This is a genomic window from uncultured Aquimarina sp. (assembly GCF_947496855.1).
Classification (GTDB): Bacteria; Bacteroidota; Bacteroidia; order Flavobacteriales; family Flavobacteriaceae; genus Aquimarina.
The window spans coordinates 418,291-438,179 of the sequence record NZ_CANMED010000003.1; the positions used below are offsets into that span (position 1 = coordinate 418,291).

Annotated in this window: 27 protein-coding genes; 21 read left to right on the top strand and 6 right to left on the bottom strand. The window is 31.7% G+C overall.

Translation table 11 applies throughout. The features are described from left to right. The first annotated feature begins 167 nt into the window (after positions 1–167). Complete coding sequence (locus Q0921_RS11270) at positions 168–1,466, top strand: NAD(P)/FAD-dependent oxidoreductase (protein WP_299256822.1); 1,299 nt, start codon at positions 168–170, stop codon at positions 1,464–1,466. A 96-nt stretch (positions 1,467–1,562) separates the two neighbouring features. Here Q0921_RS11270 and Q0921_RS11275 read toward each other — a convergent pair whose 3' ends face one another. Beyond that, the gene (locus Q0921_RS11275; RefSeq protein ID WP_299256823.1) at positions 1,563–1,880 is read right to left on the bottom strand and encodes a GLPGLI family protein; all 318 of its coding nucleotides are present in this window, start codon (positions 1,878–1,880) and stop codon (positions 1,563–1,565) included. An 88-nt stretch (positions 1,881–1,968) separates the two neighbouring features. Next, a complete protein-coding gene (locus Q0921_RS11280) occupies positions 1,969–2,322 on the bottom strand; it encodes a hypothetical protein (RefSeq protein WP_299256825.1) in 354 nt (117 codons plus the stop codon). A 198-nt stretch (positions 2,323–2,520) separates the two neighbouring features. On the opposite strand from Q0921_RS11280, the gene Q0921_RS11285 reads away from it, so the two are divergent. From Q0921_RS11285 to Q0921_RS11365, 17 genes are all read left to right on the top strand, one after another. After that, complete coding sequence (locus tag Q0921_RS11285) at positions 2,521–4,674, top strand: TonB-dependent receptor (RefSeq protein ID WP_299256827.1); 2,154 nt, start codon at positions 2,521–2,523, stop codon at positions 4,672–4,674. A 76-nt stretch (positions 4,675–4,750) separates the two neighbouring features. Next, the gene (locus Q0921_RS11290) at positions 4,751–5,173 is read left to right on the top strand and encodes a DUF2141 domain-containing protein (RefSeq protein WP_299256829.1); all 423 of its coding nucleotides are present in this window, start codon (positions 4,751–4,753) and stop codon (positions 5,171–5,173) included. A 98-nt stretch (positions 5,174–5,271) separates the two neighbouring features. Beyond that, on the top strand, positions 5,272–5,892 hold the full coding sequence (locus tag Q0921_RS11295; protein WP_299256831.1) for a hypothetical protein: 621 nt from the start codon (positions 5,272–5,274) through the stop codon (positions 5,890–5,892). Between the two features lie 46 nt (positions 5,893–5,938). Further along, positions 5,939–7,300, top strand: coding sequence for a 2TM domain-containing protein (locus Q0921_RS11300; RefSeq protein WP_299256833.1), 1,362 nt, complete (start codon positions 5,939–5,941; stop codon positions 7,298–7,300). Next, positions 7,293–7,637, top strand: a complete 345-nt coding sequence (locus tag Q0921_RS11305; RefSeq protein WP_299256835.1) for a 2TM domain-containing protein — start codon at positions 7,293–7,295, stop codon at positions 7,635–7,637. Before Q0921_RS11300 ends, Q0921_RS11305 begins: the two co-directional genes overlap by 8 nt. A 12-nt stretch (positions 7,638–7,649) precedes the next feature. Further along, entirely contained in the window at positions 7,650–7,982 is a 333-nt protein-coding gene (locus Q0921_RS11310) for a 2TM domain-containing protein (protein ID WP_299256837.1), read from the top strand. Positions 7,983–7,994: 12 nt separating this feature from the next. Beyond that, entirely contained in the window at positions 7,995–8,309 is a 315-nt protein-coding gene (locus tag Q0921_RS11315) for a 2TM domain-containing protein (RefSeq protein WP_299256839.1), read from the top strand. A 140-nt stretch (positions 8,310–8,449) separates the two neighbouring features. Further along, positions 8,450–8,764, top strand: coding sequence for a 2TM domain-containing protein (locus Q0921_RS11320; RefSeq protein ID WP_299256841.1), 315 nt, complete (start codon positions 8,450–8,452; stop codon positions 8,762–8,764). Positions 8,765–8,793: 29 nt separating this feature from the next. After that, entirely contained in the window at positions 8,794–9,099 is a 306-nt protein-coding gene (locus tag Q0921_RS11325) for a 2TM domain-containing protein (protein WP_299256843.1), read from the top strand. Positions 9,100–9,222: 123 nt separating this feature from the next. Next, the gene (locus Q0921_RS11330; protein ID WP_299256845.1) at positions 9,223–10,362 is read left to right on the top strand and encodes an amidohydrolase family protein; all 1,140 of its coding nucleotides are present in this window, start codon (positions 9,223–9,225) and stop codon (positions 10,360–10,362) included. Between the two features lie 13 nt (positions 10,363–10,375). After that, entirely contained in the window at positions 10,376–11,131 is a 756-nt protein-coding gene (locus Q0921_RS11335) for a LytTR family DNA-binding domain-containing protein (RefSeq protein WP_299256847.1), read from the top strand. Positions 11,132–11,392: 261 nt separating this feature from the next. After that, positions 11,393–12,883, top strand: a complete 1,491-nt coding sequence (locus tag Q0921_RS11340; protein WP_299256849.1) for an AraC family transcriptional regulator — start codon at positions 11,393–11,395, stop codon at positions 12,881–12,883. A 146-nt stretch (positions 12,884–13,029) separates the two neighbouring features. Next, the gene (locus tag Q0921_RS11345; RefSeq protein WP_299256851.1) at positions 13,030–13,197 is read left to right on the top strand and encodes a class I lanthipeptide; all 168 of its coding nucleotides are present in this window, start codon (positions 13,030–13,032) and stop codon (positions 13,195–13,197) included. 8 nt (positions 13,198–13,205) lie between these two features. After that, the gene (locus tag Q0921_RS11350; RefSeq protein WP_299256853.1) at positions 13,206–13,367 is read left to right on the top strand and encodes a class I lanthipeptide; all 162 of its coding nucleotides are present in this window, start codon (positions 13,206–13,208) and stop codon (positions 13,365–13,367) included. 205 nt (positions 13,368–13,572) lie between these two features. Then, positions 13,573–13,725: a hypothetical protein gene (locus Q0921_RS11355; protein ID WP_299256855.1), complete on the top strand. Its 153-nt coding sequence runs from the start codon at positions 13,573–13,575 to the stop codon at positions 13,723–13,725. A 134-nt stretch (positions 13,726–13,859) separates the two neighbouring features. Then, positions 13,860–14,060, top strand: a complete 201-nt coding sequence (locus Q0921_RS11360; RefSeq protein ID WP_299256857.1) for a hypothetical protein — start codon at positions 13,860–13,862, stop codon at positions 14,058–14,060. 278 nt (positions 14,061–14,338) lie between these two features. Further along, positions 14,339–14,521 (top strand): hypothetical protein, encoded by a 183-nt coding sequence (locus Q0921_RS11365; protein WP_299256859.1) that lies wholly within the window; start codon positions 14,339–14,341, stop codon positions 14,519–14,521. A gap of 112 nt (positions 14,522–14,633) precedes the next feature. Here Q0921_RS11365 and Q0921_RS11370 read toward each other — a convergent pair whose 3' ends face one another. Further along, positions 14,634–15,437: a 1-acyl-sn-glycerol-3-phosphate acyltransferase gene (locus Q0921_RS11370; protein ID WP_299256861.1), complete on the bottom strand. Its 804-nt coding sequence runs from the start codon at positions 15,435–15,437 to the stop codon at positions 14,634–14,636. 167 nt (positions 15,438–15,604) lie between these two features. Then, positions 15,605–16,204, bottom strand: coding sequence for a CoA pyrophosphatase (locus Q0921_RS11375; protein ID WP_299256863.1), 600 nt, complete (start codon positions 16,202–16,204; stop codon positions 15,605–15,607). 38 nt (positions 16,205–16,242) lie between these two features. On the opposite strand from Q0921_RS11375, the gene Q0921_RS11380 reads away from it, so the two are divergent. Then, positions 16,243–17,001, top strand: a complete 759-nt coding sequence (locus Q0921_RS11380) for a peptidylprolyl isomerase (RefSeq protein WP_299256864.1) — start codon at positions 16,243–16,245, stop codon at positions 16,999–17,001. Between the two features lie 48 nt (positions 17,002–17,049). Here Q0921_RS11380 and Q0921_RS11385 read toward each other — a convergent pair whose 3' ends face one another. Continuing rightward, positions 17,050–17,211 (bottom strand): hypothetical protein, encoded by a 162-nt coding sequence (locus Q0921_RS11385; RefSeq protein ID WP_299256865.1) that lies wholly within the window; start codon positions 17,209–17,211, stop codon positions 17,050–17,052. Between the two features lie 88 nt (positions 17,212–17,299). Continuing rightward, the gene (locus Q0921_RS11390) at positions 17,300–18,013 is read right to left on the bottom strand and encodes an RDD family protein (RefSeq protein WP_299256867.1); all 714 of its coding nucleotides are present in this window, start codon (positions 18,011–18,013) and stop codon (positions 17,300–17,302) included. A 36-nt stretch (positions 18,014–18,049) separates the two neighbouring features. Between Q0921_RS11390 and Q0921_RS11395 the strand changes: the two genes are divergently transcribed. Next, positions 18,050–19,021, top strand: coding sequence for a stage II sporulation protein M (locus Q0921_RS11395; RefSeq protein ID WP_299256870.1), 972 nt, complete (start codon positions 18,050–18,052; stop codon positions 19,019–19,021). Continuing rightward, positions 19,011–19,889 (top strand): hypothetical protein, encoded by an 879-nt coding sequence (locus Q0921_RS11400; RefSeq protein WP_299256872.1) that lies wholly within the window; start codon positions 19,011–19,013, stop codon positions 19,887–19,889. Before Q0921_RS11395 ends, Q0921_RS11400 begins: the two co-directional genes overlap by 11 nt.

Sequence of the window (19,889 nt, forward strand, 5' to 3'; positions counted from 1 at the left end):
CCGTTACACATTAAAGATTAATTTTTCTATCTATTACAGTTTCTTTTAAAAAAAAACCATCTTTATCAACTGATAATCAGTAATTTTATTCTTAAAGTTTAACAAAAATAAATATTCTATAGTGTATATGATATTATCATTTATCTTTGTAATACAAGATTATATTTATGAATATTCCTTATACTAATTTACCAAGATTAGTGATTATCGGAGGTGGTTTTGCTGGAGTTGCACTTGCTAGAAAAATGGTAAAAGAAAATGTACAACTCGTTTTATTAGACAGACATAATTACCATACATTTCAGCCTTTATTATATCAAGTTTCTACAGCTTCTTTAGAACCTGATTCTATTGCATATCCGTTACGAAAAATCGTAAAACGTGGTAAGAACACATATTTCAGGATGACAGAAGTAACTGCTGTCGACCCAAAGAGTAAAGAGGTTCATACAGCAATAGGTAGCATTACTTATGATTATTTAGTAATTGCCACGGGAGCGCGAACCAATTTCTTTGGAAATGAAGCCATAGAGAAAAATTCAATGCGAATGAAAAACTTACCTCAAGCTTTGAATTTACGAAGTCTAATACTAGAAAACCTAGAACAAGCAGTAATTACTACGGATAAAGAAAAGAGAAAAGAATTATTACGTTTTGTATTAGCAGGTGCAGGTCCTACTGGTGTAGAGTTAGCAGGAGGAATTGCAGAACTAAAACTTAATGTACTGCCTCGTGATTATCCTGATATGGATTTTAATGCTATGGAAATTCATCTAATAGAAGGTGCTGCCCGAGTATTACCGCCAATGAGCGAAAATGCGTCGGAAAAGGCTAGCAAATTCTTAGAAAAAATGGGAGTTCATATTCATACAAATACGCAGGTAACAAATTATGAATCTAATCTGGTATCTACCAATACAGATTTATCCCTAAAAACGGCTACTTTTATTTGGTCTGCTGGTGTTACAGGAGCTCCGATAGAAGGGTTGCAAGCAGATGCTATTATACCAAGAGCTAATCGATATAAGGTAAACCATTATAATCAAATTGAAGGATATGATGATGTTTATGCTTTAGGCGATATCGCTTTGATGCAAACGGAGGATTATCCGAAAGGACATCCAATGGTAGCACAACCAGCTATCCAACAAGGAAATCACTTAGTGAAAAACCTAAAAAGACATTTAAAAGGAAAACCAATGACTCCTTTTAAATATTTTGACAAAGGATCAATGGCTACCATAGGTCGTAACAAAGCAGTTGTAGATATAGGTAAATTTCGTTTTGGAGGATTTTTTGCCTGGTTTATATGGATGTTTATCCACTTATGGTTTTTAGTTGGGTTTAGAAACCGCTTTGTTACCTTCTTTAACTGGACCTATAATTATATTAATTATGATAAAGCGGCAAGACTTATTGTAAGACCTTTTAAGAATAAAGAAGAGAATTCTATAGAGCGAGTATAGCAACCAGCGACCTATTAATACTGATTAAATAGTTTTGACGGCAAATGCTTTAACTCTTCTCTAGTTATTTTATTCCCCTCAGTTGGAAGTTTTACTTCAAAACCTTCTTCGGGGGAGCACATATGTTTTATAAAAATTAACTGTTCTTTCACCTTCTTGTAGATCAAGTATGAGTCCAGGAAGTCCATAATCCCCTTTAGGGCCATGAATTGATTTAATAGTATTGGTATACCTGTCTGGATTATTCAGTCTGGCTTTATAACACAAATATTGATCGATTTTTTTTGTTTCTTTAGTCAATGTCCATTGTAGATTGTCTAACGCTTCATCTATCAAAAATTTTCTGACTCTAAGATCAAACTCGTATGCTTCTAAAGAACTTATTTTTTTCCTGAGATTGATCTGTATAAACAACTTCGGAGTTATTACAATTAATACGTTCTCTAGTAAACTCCTTACCTTTTCTATTAGTCCTCATTTCCGAAACGGTATCATTACTAACCTACTCTTGCGGGTAATACAACGATTTTTCATGATTAATTTTTAAAACTGTGATATAATCATATGCCGGGATTTTTAATGGTTCTCTAACCAATTTCTTAGAATGAGCTGACATTTTACATGCTTCATCTTGTATCATTTTTCTAAAAATTTCTGTAGAATCCTTATCTGCTCTCATTGCAGCCGTTATTTTCCTAATTTCTATTCTGTATTCTGAAAATTCTTCTAAATCAATAGATTCATGTCGGTTAGAAACCTGAGCAGGTTGTCTTTTTTCTTTATAAAAAACTGTGATTTCTTGACTTTTTGCTGCAAATAAAATCAAGGTAATAATGACTATTAGTTGCGTTTTCATTTTTCTAATCGGTTATGATTAATAAAACCAAGAAATTAGCTAAATGATTCAACTAATTTCTTAGTTTATTTCAAATATCCCATTTTTAACCAACATCACAATCCATCCTACTATTTCTACAGTTCGGTAGTATTCAATTTTATTATCTCATGGTTTGCCTCAATTTTGAGGCATCAATCATAACCAATAAACGAACAGATGAAATCACTACTAACCACAATTCTATTACTTACCTTAGCATTTTTACAGGCTCAAACTACAATTTCTGGAACTGTTACAGAACCATCAGGAGTTCCAATTCCAGGTGCCAACATATACTTAGATGGAACTTATGACGGTTCATCATCAGCAGATGATGGTACTTTTTCTTTTACTACTACCGAAACTGGTGAACAAATTTTGGTAGTTTCTTTTCTTTCTTTTGAGACCTATTCATTAAATGTTTCCGTTAGCGAAATGAAAAATCTAAAAATAGCATTAAAAGAAGATGTCAATTCACTAGGTAGTGTTATTCTTAATGCTGGTACCTTCTCTGCTGGTGATAATAGCAAAGCATCTGTATTAACTCCTTTAGATATTGTTACCACTGCCGGAGCTGCCGGGGATTATATTGGGGCTTTCCAGACGCTTCCCGGCACCTCAACTGTTGCAGAAGATGGAAGACTATTTGTAAGAGGTGGTGACGCTAATGAAGCCAATGTATATATCGATGGACTTCGTGTTTTTCAACCTTTTGCAGCAACAGCTAATAATATTCCAACTCGTGGTCGCTTCTCTCCTTTCTTGTTTAAAGGAACTAATTTTTCAACAGGTGGATATTCGGCAGAATATGGTGATGCCTTATCCAGTGTTTTATTATTGAATACGATTGATGAGCCAGAACAAGAAAAAACAGACTTATCTTTTATTAGTGTTGGTCTCGGAGTTGGAAATACTCAAAAATGGAAAAAAAACTCTCTTAGTGTTAATGCATTCTATTTGAATCTAAAACCATATCAGGAAATCATTTCTCAACGTGTAGATTGGATTAAACCTTTTGAATCTTTATCCGGAGAAGCGGTATACAGGCATCAATTCGATAAGGGGCTATTTAAACTATACGGAGGATTAAATTATACAGATTTCGAATTAATCCAAGAAGATATTAACGTACCAGAAGGGATTAACTTTGGACTTAAAAACAGAAATCTATACATCAACGCATCTTATAAAGGTGATTTAGGAAATGATTGGACAGTGGCAACAGGAGCTAGTTTTGCCAATGATCATAATACTATAAAAATTGTAGAAACAAATGTTGATAATGATGACAATGCAGCTCACCTAAAGGTAAAACTAAGAAAGAGATTCAGCAATCGTTTCAAATTAAGTTTTGGTGCAGAACAATTTCTTGGAAACTTTAAAGAAGAAGCTAGTGATATTTCTTTTGGAAATTTCCAGAGCAGTTTTAAAAATAATAGCACCGCTGCTTTTTCTGAAGCGAATATATTTTTTAATAAAAAATTGGCAATGCAATTAGGGATACGAGCAACTCATAATGCACTACTAGACTTTACTAAAATATCACCAAGAGCCTCTTTAGCTTATAAAATTGCCGAGAAATCACAAATCTCTCTAGCATATGGAGATTTTTATCAAGCTCCACAGCAAGATATCCTTAAATATAATAGTTCGCTAGATCCAGAAAAGTCATCGCATTATATTTTTAATTACCTCTATCAAAACAATGGTAGAACATTGAGAGCTGAAGCATACTACAAAAGCTATGATCGTTTGGCAAAATTTGATACCGAAATGCCACAGTTTGGTAGTAATTATAATAGCAATGGAGATGGATATGCTGCAGGGTTAGATTTGTTTTGGAGAGATAATAAGTCTATCAAAAACTTGGAGTATTGGGCTAGTTATTCCTATCTGGATACAGAGAGAGATTATAGAAACTATCCCGAGCGTGCTACTCCTAATTTTGCGACAAGCCATAATCTCTCAGTTGTAGGAAAATATTGGGCTAAGGATTGGAAATCATTAATCAGTGCTACCTATAATTTTGCTTCGGGACGTCCATATACGGATCCAAACACGATTAACTTTTTAGGCGAGAAAACAAGGACTTTTAATTCTTTGGATATGAGTTGGGCCTATTTAATCAGTCAACAAAAAATCCTGTTTGTATCTGTATCTAACGTACTAGGTTTTGATAATGTGTTTAATTATCAATATGCCAATACACCAAACATAAATGGAGATTTTGCTAGACGGGCAATTAGACCAACGGCAGATCGCTTTTTTATCGTTGGATTCTTCTGGACTATCAGTGATAATAAAACAGATAATCAATTGGATAATTTATGATTTTTAAGGTAAAGACATAAATACAAATCCTATTATTTCTTAACCACAAATTCAGTTTAATTTTAAAACAAAAAATATGAAAACTAAATGTATTACATTTATTATAACACTTTTATTACCCATAGTAATCTTTGCTCAAAACAATACTAACAGTATTCAAATCAGTATAACCAATATAAAATCGGATGAAGGAAACATTAGGATCGGTTTATATAGCGGTGAAGATAATTTTTATAAGAAAACATACAAATCAATAGCTATAAAGGCTAAAAAAGGTTCCCTAACTGTTACATTAGATGACATACCAGATGGAACCTATGCAATCTCATTATTTCACGACGAAAATGATAATAAAAAATTAGATACTAATTTTTTTAAAATACCTAACGAGCCCTATGGAACTAGTAACAATGCTAAAGGAAACTTTGGTCCTCCTAAATGGATAGATGCTAAATTTTCAGTTTCAGAACACGTAGTCTATCAGTCTATTAAAATTTAATACAATTCATCCTCAATAAACTACAATTCGGTAAGATCTAATTCCAAAACAGACAGTATTAAAGGATCTTTACACTGTAAAACAAAACAACTATAACTATGAAAACAATTATCATCATACTTAGCATTTTTGCAATAACCTCTGTCAATTCTCAAGCAGCTTACGAAAAAGGAATGGGTAAAGCTTTTGAATTATGGGGAAATCAAAAAAATGACGAAGCTGCCAATTTATTTGAACGTATTGGCAAAGCTGAAAAAGATAACTGGCTACCATTTTACTATGCTGCGCAAATACATATTGTTACCACTTTTGGTATTAAAGATGCAGAGCAAATAGAATCTCGTTTAACGAAAGCACAGAATTACCTGAATGAAGCTAAAACTTTTTCTAAGGGAAATGCAGAAATTATGATTATGGAAGCCATGCTAAATACAGCTTACGTAGTATATGACGGTGCAAAATACGGGATGACACATTCTGCTAAAGTGGAAGAATTATATCAAAAAGCAAAGATTATTGAGCCCGAAAATCCAAGAGCAATATTATATCACGCAGAATGGCAAATGGGAGCAGCAAAATTCTGGGGTAAAGATCCAAAAGCTTTTTGTCCTGAAATAGAAAAAGCAATTTCTCTTTTTGACCTCGAAAAATCAACTGTACCTTTCTATCCATCTTGGGGTAAAGATCAAATTGAACGAATCAAACAAAACTGTAAATAATAAATGGTAGTATCTTAGTATATTTAAGAATATATTGATTAATAAAATGAAAACAGTAAAAGACATAAAATTTATCGTAGTCGTATCCTTAGGAGTCTCTATAGTGATAGCAATATTAAGCTTACTCAGCAATGGATTTGAAGTCGAAAGAATAGCCACACCAAGCTGGTGGGGTATAAACTTTATGTATTCATTTTTTTTAACCTTTATTAACACTGTTTACTTTAGGTTTATAAATTATAGATTCGAATGGAAAAACAAAGGACTAAAGAGAATACTTGTTGGTGCGGGAGGATCTATTATTATTACTATTATTGGATATGTTTTATGCGATTTTGCGACTGCCGTTATTATTTTAAAAAAGCAAACTCCGGAAGAATTTATCATCAACCAATCCTTTAAAGATTATATTTTTCCGTTATTATTTACAACAGCATTATCATTGTTCTTTCACGCCATGTATTTCTACAAAGCGCTACAAGAAAAAAAGGTTACTGAACAAAAAATAATAGCAGGAACAGCTTCAGCAAAATTTGCAGCTTTAAAAAACCAACTAGATCCGCACTTTTTGTTTAACAGTCTAAATGTATTGGCTTCTTTAATTGATGAAAATCCTAGAATGGCACAGAAATTTACCACTTCTTTATCTAAGGTTTACAGGTATGTTTTAGAACAAAAGGATAAAGAATTAGTAACTATTGATGAGGAATTAAAATTTGCTAAAACGTATATGACCTTGTTAAAATTAAGGTTTGAAGACAGTATTATTTTTGAAATGCCCGAACACTCATCTAATCCTGAAGCAAAAGTAGTACCACTGTCTTTACAGATTCTGTTAGAAAACACAATAAAACATAACGTGGTCATGCCTAACAGGCCATTGCATATTAAAATTTACGAAGATGAAGGTTTTCTAATTGTAGAAAACAACCTAAAGCCTAAACAAGTAGTTAAACAAAGTAGCGGTGTAGGATTGGGAAATGTAAAACAACGATACGAATTGCTTACCAAAAGAGAGTTCTCCGTATTTAAAACAGAAACAGCTTTTATTGCAAAGCTTCCAACATTAACTAAAAGAATAACATCAATCGATATGACAACATTACAAAACATAGAAATCGTAAAAGATTTAAAATATAAAAGAGCAAAAGATAGAGTAAAGAAGATGAAAGAGTTTTATGGCAGTTTAACTGCTTACTGTATTGTGATTCCCTTCTTGATATTCATCAATTATAGAACTACCGGTTTTAGTCTACCCTGGTTTGTTTTCCCAATGGCGGGATGGGGATTAGGTTTACTTTTTCATTACGCAGAAGCATTTGACCATCATCCGATATTTGGAAAGGATTGGGAGAAGAAAAAAATCAGAAAATATATGGACGAATCTAATAGAAGAAATTATGAATGATTTTGATAAAAGAAAAGCTTATAAAAAAGCTAAAAAAAGAGTAAAAGAAGAAAGATCCTTTTACGGACACGCTACAGTGTACGTTGTTATGAATATTATCATTTTTATTTTCAAAATAAAGGTTGGAGACTATGTGAATAGTGAAGACTATAATGACTTTTTACCTTGGAACTTAATTAGTACACCACTATTCTGGGGATTAGGATTACTAGGACATGGACTATGGACGTTTAGAGAAAAAAACGGATTAGGAAAACTACTTAATCAATCTATTTTTAGTGAAAAATGGGAAGATAAAAAGATTAAGGAGTTTATGGAAGAGAAGAATGATATCTAAAACAATAGAAAAATGGAAAATTTTGAATTACAAAAAACATATAAACGAGCCAAAAAAAGAGTTACTGAAGAGAGAGCTTTTTATACACACATAGCGGTATATATAATTATTAACATAATACTTTTCGCAGTTATTCTCTATCTAAAAGATTATTTCTATGATGGTTACTTAATTATAAATTTAATTATCTCTCCAATATTGTGGGGTATCTTCTTACTAGGACATGGACTATGGACATTTAGAGAAAAAAATGGACTAAGAAAGAAGTTTAGCAAATCCGTTTTTAGTAAAAAATGGGAAGAACGAAAAATTAATGAGATAATAAACAAGATCGATGATCTTTAAAAAAAACAGAAAATGGAAAATTTTGAAAAACAAAAAAAATATAGAATAGCCAAAAAACGCGTTCAGGAAGAAAAAGGATTTTATAGCCACCTCACGGCATATGTTATTGTAAACATTTTCTTGCTGTTTATCAACTCTGATTTTATAGATGATGGCTTTAACAACTGGCTAAACTGGAATTTATATATCACTCCGTTTTTCTGGGGAATTGGTTTATTCTTTCATTGGGTAAAGGTTTTTAACCCAAATATAATTTTCAGTAGACAGTGGGAGAAACGAAAAATTAAAGAAATTATGGATGAAGATAATACTATGGATTATCTATAGATATCAAATTCAATAAAATTTATTCCAAAAGAAATGGATTTTGGCCTGCGCCGGAATGACGAAAAAACAAGAAAACAAGTGTATTGTGTATTTCTAGCACAAGTTACAACCAAAAAAAAGAATTAAAAAAACTAATCATCGTGCAAGATTTTGAAGAAAAAGACAGATATAAACTAGCAAAAAAAAGAGTGGATAATGAAAGAGGTTTTTACACACATCTAAGCTTTTACATTGTAATCAACCTAATTATTCTTTTTATCAATACTCATTCTGAAAACCAAGGATTCAGAGATTGGTCTCAACCACACTTATACATTACTCCAATACTTTGGGGAATAGGGTTGTTATTCCATGGGTTAAAGGTTTTTAAAAATAATTTCATTTTTCGTAAAAGCTGGGAAGAACGAAAAATTAAAGAACTAATGGATAAGGATGATACACTAGATGTATTATAAATCAATCAAAACTAAAAAAACTAACCATCATGAAAGATTTCGAAGAACAAAAAAGATACGAACGAGCAAAAGAACGTGTAGACGAACTAAAGAAGTTTTATAATAACCTTTTTTCATACATCATTATTATTGGGCTTCTCGCTGGAATAAATTATTACACCAATGAATGGCGCTACGCCTGGTTTTTATGGGCTGCTTTTGGCTGGGGAATCGGTTTAGCTTTCCATGCAGTAAAAGCCTATAGAATTAATCCCATGTTTGATAAAGATTGGGAAGAACGCAGAATCCGAAAATATATGGATGAAGAAGACAATGAAAAACAACTTTGGGAATAAACCGGATTTTTGGGTTTATAGATATTTAGAATTGAGGAATTATAATCCCTATGATATCCACTATACTTCTAAACTTGTATTAAAAAAAGCCTAAAATCTAACGAATCTAAAACATCAATTAAAATGAAAACACTGATCAATCTCATTATAGTATTTTTTATTGGTGTGCTTACTGCTCAGGAATCTTTTGTCATTAAAGATGTAATGCTTTTTGATGGTGAAAAAGTAACTGAAAAAATATCAATCTTAATAGAAAATGGAAAAATTTCTAAAATTGCTCCGATTATAAAAAAGGAAGTTACTATAATTGATGGAACAGGAAAGTTCATAATGCCTGGAATGACTAATTGCCATGTTCACGCGTGGGCCCCAAACGCATTAGAACAAGCTGCACAAGCTGGTGTATTAAATTTATTAGACATGCATGGAGTAGAACCATATCAAGGAATGATGAAATCAATGAAAGATTCTACTAACTATGCACGGTTTTATGTAGCTGGATATGCTGCTACAGCTCCAGGAGGACACGGAACACAATATGGATTCCCTGTACCAACACTAACCAAACCAGAAGATGCTACAAAGTTTGTGGAAGATCGAGTTAATGCAGAAGTAGATCATATAAAAATCATTGTAGAACCTTGGAAACCCACACTATCTCACGAAACAGTAAAAGCTGTCATTGACGAAGCTCATAAAAACAACAAAAAAGCAGTAGTTCATATTTCTAAAGTTGAAGATGCATACAACGTATTAAATAATAATGCCGATGGTTTAGTGCATATCTGGACTGATAAACCATTAGCAAATGATAAACTTAAACAGTTATCAGCAGATAAAGACTTTTTTGTTATACCTACCCTACTTACTAATATTGAGGTATTAAAAGTAATTAAAAAAAAGAGCGAAGAAGAAATCGCTATCAAAACTGAATTCTTATTCGCAGAAATACAAAAACTATATAAAGCAGGTGTACCAATACTAATGGGCACAGATCCTCCAAACGCGAATATCAATCATGGTACAGATCTCTATAAAGAACTACTATTGGTATCAGAAGCTGGAATACCTAACTTAGAAGTTCTAAAAGGTGCTACCTCTTATCCTGCAGACCAATTTAAACTTAACAAAATAGGATATATAAAAGAAGGATATATTGCAGATATTTTATTACTTAGTAAAAATCCTTTAAAAGATATTAAGCATATAGGCACTATTGAATCTATCTGGAAAGCTGGGAAAAAAGTGCAACAACAAAAATAAACAGAATTAACACATGAATGTAATAATAATCGAAGACGAAAAACCTGCCGCTAGAAGATTAAGTCGCATGCTAGATGATCTAGACATTAAGGTCAATACGATGCTACATTCAGTGAGCGAATCAATAGAATGGTTTAGTAATAATGAACATCCAGATCTTATATTTCTCGATATTCAATTAAGTGATGGATTATCATTCGAAATATTTGATACTATTACCATCAAAAGTTCTATTATTTTCACAACTGCTTACGACGAATATGCATTAAAAGCCTTTAAGCTAAATAGTATTGATTACCTTCTGAAACCTATTGATGATGAGGAATTAGAAGCTGCCGTAAAAAAATTTAAAAACCAACTCCCTTCCCCCCAATCCTTAAAGGTTGATTTTGAGGATATCAAAAAATTGCTTGTCAATCCTATGGATCGAGTGTATAAAAAACGTTTTACAGCTCGAGTGGGGCAACATCTTAAAATATTCTCCGTAGAGGATATTGAATGTTTTTATTCTGAAAATAAAGGTACGTATCTTCATACCAATGAAAATAGAAATTATCTTATTGATACTACACTCGAGTCTCTCGAAGAAGAATTAAATCCACAACAATTCTATCGGGTAAGCCGCAAGTTCTATATTAATATCAATGCGATTAAGGATATCATCTCCTATACCAACTCTAGGTTACAAATAAAGCTACATCATTTTGATGAGCAAGAAATTATTGTTGCTAGAGAACGCGTTAAGGATTTTAAAGATTGGTTGGAGTAATTAAACCCACATTGCTTTTTTGTTTTGACATAAAAGTGACACTATTATTTTCTACTTAGTCATAGTTATCAATAATTTCCTATAAAATAAAAGGATTACTTATTTTTGACACTACACACATCCGTCATAATGAGAATTCGCAACATATCTTTATTAGGTACATCCCTCCTTTTACCTCTATGTATTCTTTTAGTAATCCCCTTTAGTCTTTCTGCTCAAAATAATGATATAAAAGACGCTCGAGAGTTAAAAAAGCTTGGAATGATATTCTATAAGACAGAAGAATATGAAAAAAGCATAGCATCTTATAATAAGTTAGAAATTATAGCTGAAAAATTGAAAAATGATACATTAGCATGTACTGCCTACACAATGAAAGGGCATATATACTGTAGGAATGGAAACAATAAAGAAGCTTTGGATAATTACTATAATGCACTCGATATTATTGAAAAAACGGGAGATCTAAAAAAGGAGATCATAATTAATTCTGGGCTTATTATAGTTCTATCGAGAATGAATAAAAATACCAAAGCACAGGAAATTGCACTTCGTTCGTTAAAAGCTATCCCAAATACTACATATCATAATAAAGAAAATCATGTAAGATTCTTAACCACCCTTAGTGATATATATCTAGATGCAGAGGAATATGACTCAGTATTACACTATGTTAAACGAGGTATTGAGATGAGCAAATCTCTTAAATTAGATCAATTGCACTTGGATTTCTTGATCAAAAAAGGGGTTGTTTTTTATTACAGAAAAGAATATGACATATCCTTAGAGCACTTATACGAAGCAAAAGAAATCCTATACAACAAGCAAATTAATAATAAGTCGTATCCAACGATCAAAACTAATTATTTCATTGCTAATTGTTATTATAAAAAACAGTCTTATGACAAAGCTATTAACATATTAATCAATAGTATCGATTCTTTTGAAGAAAGCGATAAGTTCAAACCTCCTGCCATTCGATCTCATCTGTTATTAGCAAATTGTTATAACCAAAAAGCAGATTATAAGCAGGCAATGTTTTGGAACAATAAATATACTAAACTAAATGAATATTATCTAAAAGATAAAGATCAATCAATCGATAAAATTCATCAAAAAGAAACGGATAAATTTCAAAAAGAAATAGCAACTCTTGAAGCTAAACAAACAGAAGAGAAGCAAGCTAAAAATCGAATATTCTGGATTCTTTTATTTACTTCAATCGCATTGATTTGTATCGTTTTTATGTATATCAAAAAGCAACGATCTAATAAAGAGCTCTATCACAAATTAATGAAAGAAATTAATGATTTAGCGTCAAACAAACAGGCTTTGATTAATAAAAACGAATCACCCAAAGAAATTATCATTGATGATCGTAAAGTAGCTGAAATTATTAAAGGGCTCGAAAAATTAGAAAGTCAGGAATATTTTTTAAAACCCGAATGTAATTTACGATCTATTGCAAAAAAGTTAAAAACCAATGCCACCTATTTATCCAAGATCATAAATATTCACAAAGAAAAAAACTTTACGGATTATATAAATGATCTAAGAATCGAGTATGTTTTAAAAAGATTAAAAGATGATAAAAAATTTAGATCTTTTTCTATTCAATCTATTGCTGGGGACATTGGGTATAAAAGTAGTTATTCACTAGTTAAACACTTTAAAGCAAAAACAGGCATCAATCCATCCTACTATATCAAGAACCTTGATAAACAAAATACAAACCCTAAAATTAGGGTATAATTGATGGCTATTTTAAACAATTTAGCTATATATAATTGTTAAAACACTTGTAAATCGAATATATTTCTAATGAAATACATTTTCCTTAATCTCAGATTATTTTCTGAAAAAAAAGAGAAATGTAACTAATCATTAAAACATAGGAAATGAAAAAAGAAGAACAACAAAAAATTAGTATCAAAAAGTTAACAATAGCTAGAATTAACATAGATTCTATGAGAAAAATAGAAGGAGGAACTAGTGTTCCTACAGAGACAATTCGAGTTGATCATTATGGAGTGATAGAAGAAGGTGGTTGTTATTACGCTCAATAATTTTAGAAATGAAAAAAGACGGAACACAAAAAATTAGTATCAAAAAGTTGACAATAGCTAGGATTAACATAGATTCTATGAAGAAAATAGCAGGAGGAACTAGCGTTTTAACAAGTGAGCTTGCAGAAGTTAATGGAGTTATGATCGATTTTTGTTATAACGAAAAATAAATATTGTTTTTTTAATATCTTAATTAACCTGCAAATTCTGCAGGTTTTTTTATGGCTATTTTGTTTAATCTAGCCAACCTTACCTTTTTATACCTCTCATTATCTGCTACTTTAGTTTAGATATCAAAATAACAATATTAAATAATTTTGATCAAGGGGTAACCGAAAACCTTAAATATAGAGTAGGTAAATAAAACATAGAATCATGCTTAATAACATTTTAAATTTAAAAGGGGTAAGTACATTAAACAAAAAAGAACAACAAACAATCAAAGCAGGAACATATTACGGAGATTTATGTCTTCGTCTTTGCAGCGGAAGTTGCTCTTTTGGACGTTGTTTCGAACAGATAGACTAATAATAATTTGGGGCTGTCTAAAAGACTTAAAAACAAAAACTTGTTAGTCTGAGTTCGTCGAAGACAATTTCAATATTAAAAATTTCGACAGCCTCATTTTTTTCAAATATTTCCTAATTCAAAAATAGTGCGCGATGATCAAAAAAATCCTAAAAGTAAACGGAGTAACAGTACTTAAAAAAAAACATCAGAAATCAATTAAAGGTGGAATCCACGGATGTCAAAATGTAGCAAGAAAATGCTTTGATGATAACGATTGTTGTTCTGGAAGTTGTGGAGTAGAAAAAATAATCAACGGAAACATTGTGACACTTTCTATCTGTTCATTTAATTAACTGGAGTTTGATTCATATTCTCTCACTAATTATCTAAATAAAAAAACACCTGTATAATTTACTCAAAGGGATATTATAAATATGTAAAATTTTCTCCCTAAAAGGACGATTAAGGAGGGTATTTTTAATCGAATTAGAGTTTCGCTAAATAGTAGATGTCATTTTTTGAACAACTAAAGCTAAATTAAAAGACAAACGGTAATTCGAATCACAGACAGAAAACAGCAACTGTCTTAAAATGTTTGTTGTTACAATTAAATCAATTAATTTCCAAGAACATGAAAAAATTAATGAAGTTAAAAGGAGCTCAAATTTTAAATAAAAAAGAGCAAAAAACTATTAATGGAGGTAACACAGGTATGCAATGCAATAGTCACGTGGATTGCAGTGCTTTAAACGGAATTCCGGGCTATGAATATGAAGAATTCTTTTGTTATTGGGGGTATTGTCAAATTATGTAAGAGAGTTTTCATAACTATTGAGATACTATAAAAAAACCAAAGGATCGGAGGATCTTTTGGTTTTACATATTTTTTGAACCTATATATTTAGAAAAACATACTATTAAGGCATTTAATATTCCCACTTTCTTTTTTTGTTTAATTCTTCTTCTGCATCTAATTCTTCTTGTGGAATTACTTTAAGAAAAGAAGAATGTTGCTCTATCGCAAACTCCAATTTACTGACAATATCATCTACAGAATCATTATCGTAATCAAATTGTAGTGGTTCTTTAATGACCATTGACTGAAGAATACCTCGTTTTTTGATTCTAATCCCTTTTTTATCAAAAGATCTTCTGAACCCATCTATTACAATAGGAATCACAATTGGCTTATACTGTCTAATAATATGTGCGGTTCCTTTACGAATAGGTTTAAACGGTTTAGTAGTTCCTTGTGGGAATGTAATTACCCATCCATCTTCTAGAGCTCTTTTGATGTTCGTAATGTCACTCATCTTTACCTGACGATTAACATCCTGACCTTTATCCCTCCAAGTTCTTTCTACAGTAATAGCTCCAGCATAGGCTAATATTCTGGCTAATAAACCAGCTTTCATAGTTTCTTTGGCCGCTACATAATACAAGTTCATTTTTGGCTGCCACAAATATCCTACATTTTTTATAGAATCTGTACGTCCACTTAAACTTGCATTAAAAACATGAAACATTGCTACTACATCGGCAAAATAAGTCTGATGATTAGATACAAACAATACATTATTATCAGGTAAGTTTTTGAAGATCTCGCTACCTTCTATTTGCAATTCATTAAAACCACGATACCGTCTATGTGTTAGACCACCCATGATACGAATCAACCATTTTTTTAGAAGTAATATATGTCCAAAAGGATTTCTTTTAAATAATCCCATAAATAATTTTAATTTATCAGTATTTCTTTTATTTAACAAAACAGACAAAAACATCTGACTATCAATCAGTTCTATTTAAAACTAATCACTATTAATTAAATAACAGATAACATTTCAGTTAAATTCTTCTAAATATTAAGAAGAAAATGGGAGCCAAATATACAAAATCATGCCTCCAACGCAGATTTTAAGTGTACTTTAAGTTCACTAAGCATCATTGCAGTTGCTCCCCAAACTACGTAACCATTTAATTCAAAGGACGGTACTTCGATATTTTCGGCGTAAGAAGTTGATAATTTTTTAGAAATTACACGATTTTCATCTAATAATTGTTCTAATGAAACCTCAATAACTTCTGCTACTTCTTCCTCTTGACGAACAAAATTTGGTGTTTTATGAGTCACGCCAAGAAAAGGGTGTACCCAAAAATTAGATGGAGGAATATACACTTTGGTAAGATGCTTCAATACATCTACAGAATTCGACTTTACACCTATTTCCTCCCAAGTTTCTCTTAACGCTGCAGATTCATAATTTTCATCAAATTCTTCTACTTTACCACCTGGTAACGCAACTTGACCAGAATGCACTCCTTCATAGGTAGGACGTAATATTAACGCCAGATGTGTATGATGTTCTTTAGGATAAAAAAGCATGAGTACAGCTGCATTTCTTGGATTCTTTTCTTCTATTTTAATTTTATAAAGCTCTCGCATCCTCATTGCGGGAGCCATAATAAAATGAGAAGATTCTCCAGGTACTGACATTTTCTGTATTTTTGGAATCAAACTTTTAAACGTTTCGAATGTCATTTAACAGAGTAATTTTAGTGTATAGTTGTATTGTTTTTTTTGGCTTCTGTAGTTGTGAAGATACACATTCTAAAAAAACTAAGCAGCGTATTATAGAAAACGAAAAGCGTATTTCTACAGAAAAATCTGGTTACCAGAATGATACATTAAAAACTGAAATAAAAGTAAAAACTGATGACACTTCTGTTTCAGAGGATGAGCCTTTTAAGCTTACTAACAAAAACATGAAGAGCTTCTTACTCGAATATGGCAAGGAAAATCCCGAAACCTTGGTGCGTATTAATACTAAATTTGGAGATATCCATATTCGACTTTATAAAGAATCTCCTTTACATAGAGCTAACTTTATTTACTTAGTAAAACAAAAATATTTTGATGAAACTTTTTTTTATCGAGTAGCCAAAGGATTCGTGATTCAAGGTGGAAATAGTGATCGTACTCAAATGGCTCAAAAACGTCACGACATTGGGGATTATACCCTACCTCAGGAACCCATTAAAGGACTAAAACACAATCGTGGCTCTGTAGCTTTATCGAAACAGTGGGTTGATAATCCTTCTAATCGTTCTACTCCTTATGAATTTTTTATTGTTATTGCAAAACAGGGAGCTCATCATCTGGATGGAGAACATACTATATTCGGTAAGGTGATCAAGGGAATGAACATAGCCGATAAAATATCGAATGTACCTGTAGATGGTAGTGAGTGGCCAAAAGAAAATATCTTTATTAAAGCAGAGGTTACTAAATAATTAGCTGCCTAAAAAAATATAATTTTATAGACAGCCATCATTGATAATTTAGCAAGGATCAGCTATTGTTTCGCATTGACACGTATTATGAGTACCAACTGCATCCTTTACTCGTTCCTTATAAGGTCCCATAGGATGTGCTAACCCACCTTTTAGCTTTGAAATAGTTTCTTTACGTAATTCTAAATGCTTAAAATTCTTTGTTTTCATGATATTAATGATTTATGATTTATATCAGTATATCAATCTGCATAAAAAAATGTTACCTCAAAAAGGAAAAATAAAAAATTCTACTTTGCTATTTCTGAGTATAGTAATTATAATCCTCTAATACCTTAGAAAGAAATTGTACTGGTTTTTCTTGAGGTGTAATTTGCATAAGACCACTCACTTTAGTCGAGAGTTGTAAAATGATATTGTGATCTCCATTCCTTCTGGCATCTTGGTATATACCTTTTATTTTGCGCATCTCTACATCACTAAAAACAGTGACCTGTGGATATACCGGTTTATAATCTTCAGGGATATCTACTAGAATTGTTTGATGAAATTTCACTTTTTGCTTCTCGCTTATTACAGTAGTTCCCGCAGCCATATCGCCAAGTCGTTGTCCGGTTCCTTTAAAAAGAATTGCCACTACAGCGATTCCTCCAGATGCTAAGGTAATATCAAGGAGTCTAAGTAACCACCTAATAAGGTAACCCGAAAAAGCAGGTCTGGAACCATCTAATCTTACAACTCTAAGCTTCATAGTAGCCTTTCCAGGAGTTTTTCCGTCCCAAAAAGTTTCCCATAATAAAAAGTAAAGAAAAGGAGGAAGCCCTATTATCAGCCAAAATGACCATTGATCTCCACCACCTAAGTCCAATACTCCTATAAAAAATATCGCAACGATAAAATAGGCTATAATAATCAAGAGATCGATCAAGTATGCCAAGATCCGTTCCCCTATTCCAGCTGCATTTTGCTGTATACTTACATTTTGAGCAGTTTCTATTTGAAAATTATCCATTAATTATGTTTCTTTGAAGCTCCTAATTTTTAATCCATGCGTGAGGCGGCTTTTGTGAAGCAAAATAAAGATAAATGGTTAAAATTTGAAAGTGTTCTGCTTAATAATGCACAAATAACTCCAGATGAGCTTTCCAGTTTATATATTGAGATTACTGACCATTTGAGTTACGCAAGAACTTTCTACCCTAATAGCCAAACATTCAACTACTTAAACGGACTTGCTTCTAACGCGCATCAAAAAATATACAAAACAAAAAAAGAAAAGAAAAATCGTTTTTATTCCTTTTGGGTAAAAGAGTTTCCATTAGAATTTTATAAATACCAACGACAACTTCTTATTGCATTTTTAGTTTCTGCTCTTTTTACGGCTATAGGCGTTTATTCTTCGGCTACAGATGGAGCATTTGTTAGATCTATTCTAGGAGATGGTTATGTTAATATGACATTAGAGAATATCGAGAAAGATGATCCTATGGCTGTGTATAAAAAAATGGAAGAAACCAATATGTTTCTTGGTATTACTATAAATAACATAAGAGTAGCACTAAACTGCTTCATATTAGGCATAATGCTAGGAATTGGTACCATATATATGTTGATGCAAAACTTTATTATGTTAGGTTCTTTTCAGTATTTCTTTTATGAAAAGGGATTACTCTGGGAAAGCGCCCGTACCATATGGATACACGGAACTATAGAGATTTCAGTTATTATTATTGCAGGATGTGCGGGATTAGTAGTTGGTAATTCTATCTTGTTCCCAAAAACATATACACGTCTTACTTCTTTTGTTAGAGGTGTTAAAGCAGGATTAAAAATTGTGATAAGTACAGTTCCTTTCTTTATTATTGCAGGTTTCCTAGAAGGGTTTGTGACCAGACATACAGAAATGCCAGATTGGCTGGCCATTTTTATTATAATAGGATCTTTAGGTTTAATTCTATTTTATTACGTTTTATATCCTAGACAATTATACAAAAAATCAATTTTGACAGATGAACAATAATTACGTAGAATTTAAAAAGAAAAGAGAACTAGGAGAAATTCTCACAGATGTTTTTGCATTTTTAAGAACCAACATTAAACCTCTATTTTCTGTTTTAGTTAAAACATCTGGTATCGTTTTTATTGTAATGCTCCTTGCTATAGGCTACTATACTCACGCATCTTCTCATATTATGGATCCTTTTAATATTGGAGGTAATTCACAAATATTTAATTCTGGAACAGTAATAATAGCTGCATTGGTTATGCTAATAAGTGTACTACTTTTTTATGGGTTAGTTTTTGGTACTGTTTTACATTACATAAAAGTATATATTGATAACGTAGGTATAATTAATCAACAAACTGTTGTAGATGGAGTAAAAAAGGATCTAGGAAACATTATTGGACTATCTATACTTTCTACAATTATGATGATAGTTGGATTCATGTTATGTGTCATTCCGGCAATATATCTTTATGTCCCCTTAAGTCTTATTTATCCAATTCTTATTTTTAGAAAACCTGGGGTATTTGATTGCATAGGAGAAAGCTTCGAGTTAGTAAAAAATGAATGGTGGATCACTTTTGCTACGCTACTCGTTATTGGAATATTATCATACATTATTAGTATGATATTTTCAATCCCAGCAATAGTGTACACTTTATTTAAAACATTTACGGCTGCTGCAGAAGGATCTTTTTCGGATCCATCAAGTATGTTTGACTGGGTATTTATTGTATTAAATACATTAGCATCGGTTATACAGTATATAATTATATATCTATTTACCGCGATATGTAGTGCTTTCATTTATTTCAATCTAAATGAAAGAAAACATCATACTGGAACTTTAGAACAAATTGACTCTTTAGGTAAATCGGAATAA